At 52.3% G+C, this 264-nt stretch carries 1 protein-coding gene; it reads left to right on the top strand.

Annotation, left to right across the window (positions count from 1 at the left end):
• Positions 1 to 264 (top strand): hypothetical protein (locus tag AACW06_RS20430; RefSeq protein ID WP_202884137.1); only part of this gene is annotated, 264 nt, incomplete at both ends.

Genomic DNA, 264 nt, shown 5'->3' with positions numbered 1-264 from the left:
CAACTGCGGCGCCAACACTTACCATCGCGGACGCAGCGGACGGCAGCGTGAGCGTGGCAGAGAACAATGACGGTGTTGAAACGGTGGTGAGTATTCCAACGGGTGTGGAAGTGGGTGATACGGTGACGTTAACCATTACCAACCCAGATAGCAGTGTGACAACGCAAACCTACACCGTTACCTTGTTAGATACGTTAAATGGTGTCGCTGCTATTACGATCCCATCATTGATTGACGAAGGTATGTACAGCGTGACGGCGCAGA

The organism is Vibrio sp. S12_S33 (assembly GCF_963889785.1).
Lineage (GTDB): Bacteria > Pseudomonadota > Gammaproteobacteria > Enterobacterales > Vibrionaceae > Vibrio > Vibrio aestuarianus.
Note: the sequence above shows the minus strand (reverse complement) of the source record. Positions and strands in the feature narration are given on the sequence as shown.